At 71.4% G+C, this 5,846-nt stretch carries 5 protein-coding genes; 1 reads left to right on the top strand and 4 read right to left on the bottom strand.

What is annotated here, in order from left to right; translation table 11 throughout:
* Positions 1–232: 30S ribosomal protein S20 (gene rpsT / locus B4E30_RS05600; protein WP_286793902.1), on the top strand; the 232-nt coding region annotated here is incomplete at its 5' end.
* A 77-nt stretch (positions 233–309) separates the two neighbouring features.
* Here the strand turns inward: rpsT and holA are convergent.
* From holA to B4E30_RS05580, 4 genes are all read right to left on the bottom strand, one after another.
* Positions 310–1,347 carry a DNA polymerase III subunit delta gene (gene holA, locus B4E30_RS05595; RefSeq protein ID WP_071045771.1) on the bottom strand — a complete coding sequence of 346 codons (1,038 nt, stop codon included), beginning with the start codon at positions 1,345–1,347 and terminating at the stop codon, positions 310–312.
* A 9-nt stretch (positions 1,348–1,356) separates the two neighbouring features.
* A complete protein-coding gene (locus tag B4E30_RS05590; RefSeq protein ID WP_286793899.1) occupies positions 1,357–3,690 on the bottom strand; it encodes a ComEC/Rec2 family competence protein in 2,334 nt (777 codons plus the stop codon).
* Positions 3,690–4,280 (bottom strand): ComEA family DNA-binding protein, encoded by a 591-nt coding sequence (locus B4E30_RS05585; protein ID WP_071045825.1) that lies wholly within the window; start codon positions 4,278–4,280, stop codon positions 3,690–3,692. The genes B4E30_RS05590 and B4E30_RS05585 overlap by 1 nt, the downstream gene beginning before the upstream one ends.
* A gap of 87 nt (positions 4,281–4,367) precedes the next feature.
* On the bottom strand, positions 4,368–5,846 hold a 1,479-nt coding region (locus B4E30_RS05580; RefSeq protein WP_286793896.1), incomplete at its 5' end, for a class I tRNA ligase family protein.

Here is a 5,846-nt window from a genome sequence, read left to right as displayed (position 1 = left end):
CAACAAGACCAACGAGAAGGCGCGGGAGCGCAACAAGGCCGTCAAGAGCGAGCTGAGGACCGCGGTGCGCCGCACCCGCGACGCCGTCGCATCGGGCGACAAGGCAGCGGCTGAGAAGGCGCTCGGCACGGCGACCAAGAAGCTCGACAAGGCCGTGAGCAAGGGCGTCATCCACCGGAACCAGGCGGCGAACCGCAAGTCGTCGATCGCGAAGCAGGTTGCCTCGCTCTGAGCGAACCCGCTGATTGCCGAAGGCCCGTCCCGATCCGGGGCGGGCCTTCGGCGTGACGGCGACGCGGCGCGCCGGCCTCAATCACCGAACGGCGCCCGGGTCGCGATCACCGTGACCAGTCGTTCGACGGCGAACACGGCGTCACGCGACGCGCCCTTGACCTCGGCATCCGCACGCGCGGCGGCCTGGACGGCGATCTGCAGTGCCGCCTCATCCCACCCTGCGAGGTCTCGGCGCGCCCGGTCGACCTGCCAATCCTTCAGGCCGAGTCTGGCCGCAAGAGCACTCGAGGACTCGCGGACGCCGTAGACGCGGGCCATCGTGCGCAGCTTGGACGCGATCGCAGCCACCAGCGGGACAGGATCCGCACCCGAGGCGATCGCGTGGCGCAGAGAGACCAAAGCCTCACCGTAGCGGCCCGCGATCGCCGTGTCGGCGACGGTGAACGCAGACGTCTCGACGCGGCCGCCGTAATAGCGCTGCACGGTCTGCTCGGTGATGTCGCCGGAGACATCGGCGAGGAGTTGCTGGCAGGCGGCCGCCAGCTCCGTCACATCGTCCGCGAAGGCCGAGGTGAGCGCACGCAGCGCGGCCGGCTGGATGCGACGCCCCGCAGTGGAGAACTCCCCTGCCGCGAAGTCGTAGCGATCCGCGTCGCGCTTGATCGCCGGGCACGCCACTTCGACACCGCCGCCCTGCCCTGCTCGGATGGCGTCGAGAAGCTTCTTGCCCCGGACGCTCGCGCCGGTGTGGCGCAACGTGACGGTGGCGCCCTCCTGCGGATTCTGAAGGTACGCGATCGCCTCCGCCAGGAACGCGTCGGAGCACCTCTCGACGCCGCTGACCCGGACCAGACGCGGCTCCCCGAACAGCGATGGAGACGCCATCGCGAGGAGCGTTCCCGCCTCGTACGCGTCGGCGCGGATGTCGGAGACCTCGAGGCTCGCATCCTCGGCCTTGAGGTAGTCGCGCACGCCGGCGATCGCCCGCTCCGCGCACACGTCCTCCGGGCCGGATACGAGAACGACCGGCGCGGGCTGGGGTGCCCGCCACGACAGCTGCGGAATCGCCGACTTCGGTGCCGCGGACCCTCGTCGGCGTGGAGTCGGGGACATGATCTCAGCCTAGCCGCCGGCACCGACGGCGCCCGCGTGGTCGCGCCACACCCGGAGCACGCCGGCCTCGCGCCATACCGCCACGATCCCGTCGGTGTCGGTGCGTGCGACGACACCGCCGTTGGACTCGATCAGCGCCAGCGCCTCCGCTCGCGGGTGACCGTAATCGTTCTCCCCCACCGTCACCACGCCCAGTCGTGCCGAGACGGCCTCGTAGAGCGCGGCGCTCTGGTCGGCACTGCCGTGATGGGCGACTTTGACGACCTCGAACGGGGAATCCACCAGGGGCAGAAGCTGTCGCTGCGGCTCCTCCGAGAGGTCGCCGAGGAGCAGGATGGACGGGAGCCCGCCGTCGGTGAACGCCACCACGACGCTCGCGTCGTTGCCGGGGGCCACGCCGGCGTCCTCCCGGGGCCAGAGCACCCGCCAGCGCGCGCTCCCGAGCGTGCCGGCATCGTCGGCGGCGACCTCGAGGACACGGGCGCCGGCGTCGCGGAACGAGGTGACGATCGCCGTATCATCCGGTCCGTCGACCGGGCCGTGGATCATCACGCCGGTGCGCTCGGCCACGACGGCGGCTGCGCCGACGTGGTCATGGTCGAAATGGCTCAGCACGACCAGGTCGAGACGATCGACCCCGACGCGGTCCAGACAGATCCGCAGCGCCTCCGGATCAGGGCCGGTGTCGATCAGCGCGACACGGTCGTCCGCACGCACGAGGACGGCATCGCCCTGTCCGACGTCGCACGCCAGCATCTGCCACGACGCGGGGAGGGTGGCGGGCCCGAAAACTCCCGCGAGCGCCGCGGTCCCTCCCGCGACTCCGGCGAGCACCGCGACCGCCCCTCGCGCGATCCCGTGAACGCGACGCCGGGCGGTGCCCCCCGCAGGCAGAGCGACGGCGAGTCCGATCGCGGCCGATACCGCGGTGAGGAGGAGCGCGCCGCCGAGCCCCTCGATCCACGGGAGCTGGTCTCCCGGCAGCGCACTCACCGTCGAGGCGGTCGCGGCGATCCAGGTCGCGGGCACCCAGGCCAGCGCGGCGAGGCCCGAGGCGACGACGGGCAGGATCGGCGCGACCAGACACGCCGCCAGGCCGACCACGGTCACCAGTGGTGCCGCGGGCGCCGCGAGCACGTTGGCCGCGACGCCGTAGAGCGGAACGGAGGGAGTGATGAGGATGAGCAGGGGACCGCACGCGAGCTGAGCGGCCAGCGGCACGGCCAGCACGAGCGCGAGGCCCTGCGGCATGATGCGCGCCAGACCGTTCGCGAGCGGTCTGGCGAACAGCAGCAGCGACCCGGTGGCGGCCGCCGACAGACCGAACCCCAGCGATCCGGAGAGCCACGGGTCCGCGGCCAGGGCGACGGCCAGCGCCGCCGACAGCACGGCTACGCCTTGCGACGTCCGCCCGAGCAGCAGGGCGAGCATCGCGACAGCAGCCATGCCCGCGGCACGGACGACGCTCGGCTCGGGCGTGACCAACACGACGAATCCCACGAGCGCGAGCATGGCGACCACGATGCGCCAGGTCCGTCCGAGGCCCGACGCGGCGGCGGCCGCGAAGGCGAGACCGACGACGAGAGCGCAGTTGGAACCCGACACCGCGGTGAGGTGCGACAAGGACGATTCCTTCATCGCCGCATCCATCTGCTCCGTCACCAGCAGGGTGTCGCCCACGGCCAGTCCGGGCACGAGCGACGCTCCGTCGCTCGGCAATCCATCCACCGCCGCGAGCAGCCCACGCCGCAGATCGCTCGAGATCCGGAGAACTCCGCCGGCAGGTCGCAGCACCTCGACCGCCGTGGCGTGGACCTGTGCGACGGCACGCTCACCGGCCTCGGACACCCGGAAGGAACCCCGTGCTCCGACGACCGCGCCGGCATCCAGCGCGGAGACGTTCTCGATGTCGTCGGGAGCGATCACGATCCGGATGACCGCGGAGACCGCGTGCGCCCCTTCCCCGTCACCGACGGCACTCGCCACGGCATCGAAGGCGAGGTGCTCCGATCCCCACGGTTCGATCTTGCCGGTCACGGTCGCGGTCATCGACACCAGCGCTCCCTGCCGCTCGGCCAGATCGATGACGTGCTCCCGCGGCCCGGCGGCCGACCACACGTTCGCCGCGGCGACACCCGTGGTGAGCGCGACGAGGCCGATCAGCACGCCGGCCCGGCGAAGCCGCACCGCGCGCCGCGAGCGCCATGTCATGACGATCGCGCCCGCCATGACCGTCGCGCTGCCGGCCGTGAGCGCGGGGGCCATCGCCTGGTGGAGCGTCGCGAGGCCCGCAACCACCCAGGTGAGCGCCGCCGCCGGGGCGAGCGTCCACGCTCTGCCCATCACACGACGATCAGATCGCGCATGCCGGCCAGCAGCTTCTCGCCGATCCCCGGCACCGCGAGAAGGTCGTCGACGCTGGTGAACCGACCGTTCTCCTCCCGCCATGCCACGATCCGGCCACCGAGGGTCGGCCCGATGCCGGGGAGCGTCTCGAGCGCGGCCACGTCGGCGGTGTTGAGATCGATCGGACCGGCGCCGCCGCTCGCCGATCCCGTCGCAGGCACGGGCGCCTCCCCCTTCGCGGGCACGTGAAGCTGCTCGCCATCGGCGATCGGCCGAGCGAGATTCACGGCGGCGGAATCGGCGTCTCCGGTGAAACCCCCGGCGGCTGCCACCGCATCCATGACGCGCGCGCCGTCGGCGAGCACGTACAGGCCGGGACCGGCGACCGCGCCCGACACGTGGACATAGAGATCCGCCGCCGGCGCGCCAGGCGTCGTGAGGTCATCGACGGTCACCGTCTCGACAGGTGCCGTGGCACCGCGTACGAGCCCGATGACCACGGTGACGACCAGCCCCGCCAGCACGAGCAGCACCAGTCCGCCGACGCCCCAGCGCCGAGCTGTCGAGGTGTCCGAGGTTCTCGCCACCCGCTCACGCTAGGCGTGCGCGCACACGCGGCGGTGGCGGCCCGACCGCTCGGTGGACAGCGCGCTGCGGCGGCCCGGTGGGGAGGGTCAGTTCGCGCTGAAGCTCACGACCTTCGGTGCGCGGACGATCGCGCGCGCGATGGTCTTGTCGCCGAGGGCGCGGATGACGCGAGCGTCCTCTCGGGCGAGCTTCTCCAGCGCGTCGGGCTCGATGCGCGCCGGCACCTCGAGCGTCGCGCGCACCTTGCCGTTGATCTGAACGACAGCGGTGACGGATTCCTCGACCAGCAGCGTCGGGTCGGCGCTCCGCCAGGGCATGAGGCCGACGAACGGCTCATAGCCGAGCGTCTCCCACATCTCCTCGGCCGTGTGAGGAGCGAACAGGTCCAGGATCATGGCCGTCGCCTCTGCGGCTTCCCTCACGGCGGGGTCCGCCGCACCCGCCCCGGTGTCGATCACCTTCCGGGTCGCGTTCACCAGTTCCATGAGCCGGGCGACGACGACGTTGAACTTCGTTTGCTCGACCAGTGTCGGAGCATCGGCGAGGAGGCGGTGGGTGACGCGGCGCAGGGCCGGGTCGCCGTCCTTCCACACGACGTCCCGCTCGCTGGCCACGTCGTGCGCCACGCGCCATGCGCGGGCCAGGAACTTCTGGGCACCCGTCGTGGAGACGTCGTTCCAGTCCTTATCGTCCTCGACCGGTCCAGCGAAGGCGAGGGCGACCCGCAGCGCGTCAGCGCCGTGCGCGTCGAGTTCGTCCTGGAACACCACGAGATTGCCCTTGCTCTTGGACATCTTCGTGCCGCCGAGGATGATCATCCCCTGGTTGATCAGGCTCGAGAACGGCTCCGTGAAGTCCACCAGCCCCATGTCGTAGAGGACCTTGGTGATGAACCGCGCGTAGAGCAGGTGGAGGATGGCGTGCTCCACGCCTCCGATGTAGAAGTCCACCGGCGCCCACTTCATCGCCTCGGCGGACGAGAACGCCTCGTTCGGGTCGCCCGGCGAGAGGAAGCGCAGGAAGTACCAGGAGCTGTCCACGAAGGTGTCCATGGTGTCGGGGTCGCGCCGCGCCGCCTCGCCCGTGGTGGGATCGACGGTCTGCACCCACTCGGCGGCCGCGCCCAAGGGCGAGGTGCCCTTCGGTGCGAGATCGAGACCCGCCGCGTCCGGGAGGGTGAGCGGCAGCTGATCCTCCGGGACCGGCACGATGCGGCCGTCATCGGTGTGGATCATCGGGATGGGGGTCCCCCAGAAGCGCTGCCGGGAGATGAGCCAGTCGCGCAGCCGGTACGACTTCGACGCCCGGCCGGCCCCCTTCGCCTCGAGCTCCTCGATCATGCGGGTGATCGCGTTGCGCTTGGACAGCCCGTTCAGTGAGCCCGAGTTGACCATGCGGCCTTCACCGGCCAGGGCGACGCCCGTGTGCGCGGGATCGAGATCGTCGAGCGACGGGTCGTCCGCGAAGGGGTCGATGGGGTTGCCGTCTTCGTCGAGATCGATGACCGGGATCGCCCCCGTGATGGGTGCGGTGGTGTCGACGACGACCTTCACCGGCAGGTCGAA

Source organism: Microbacterium sp. UBA3394 (genome assembly GCF_002358725.1).
In the GTDB taxonomy this organism is placed as follows: Bacteria; Actinomycetota; Actinomycetes; order Actinomycetales; family Microbacteriaceae; genus Microbacterium; species Microbacterium luteum.
This window is presented reverse-complemented; position numbering and strand designations above follow the sequence as displayed.

Bases quoted from the DNA above. Each gene is read 5' to 3' on its own strand.
- holA (WP_071045771.1), bottom strand. From the start codon at position 1,347: ATGTCCCCGACTCCACGCCGACGAGGGTCCGCGGCACCGAAGTCGGCG.
- B4E30_RS05590 (WP_286793899.1), bottom strand. From the start codon at position 3,690: ATGGGCAGAGCGTGGACGCTCGCCCCGGCGGCGGCGCTCACCTGGGTG.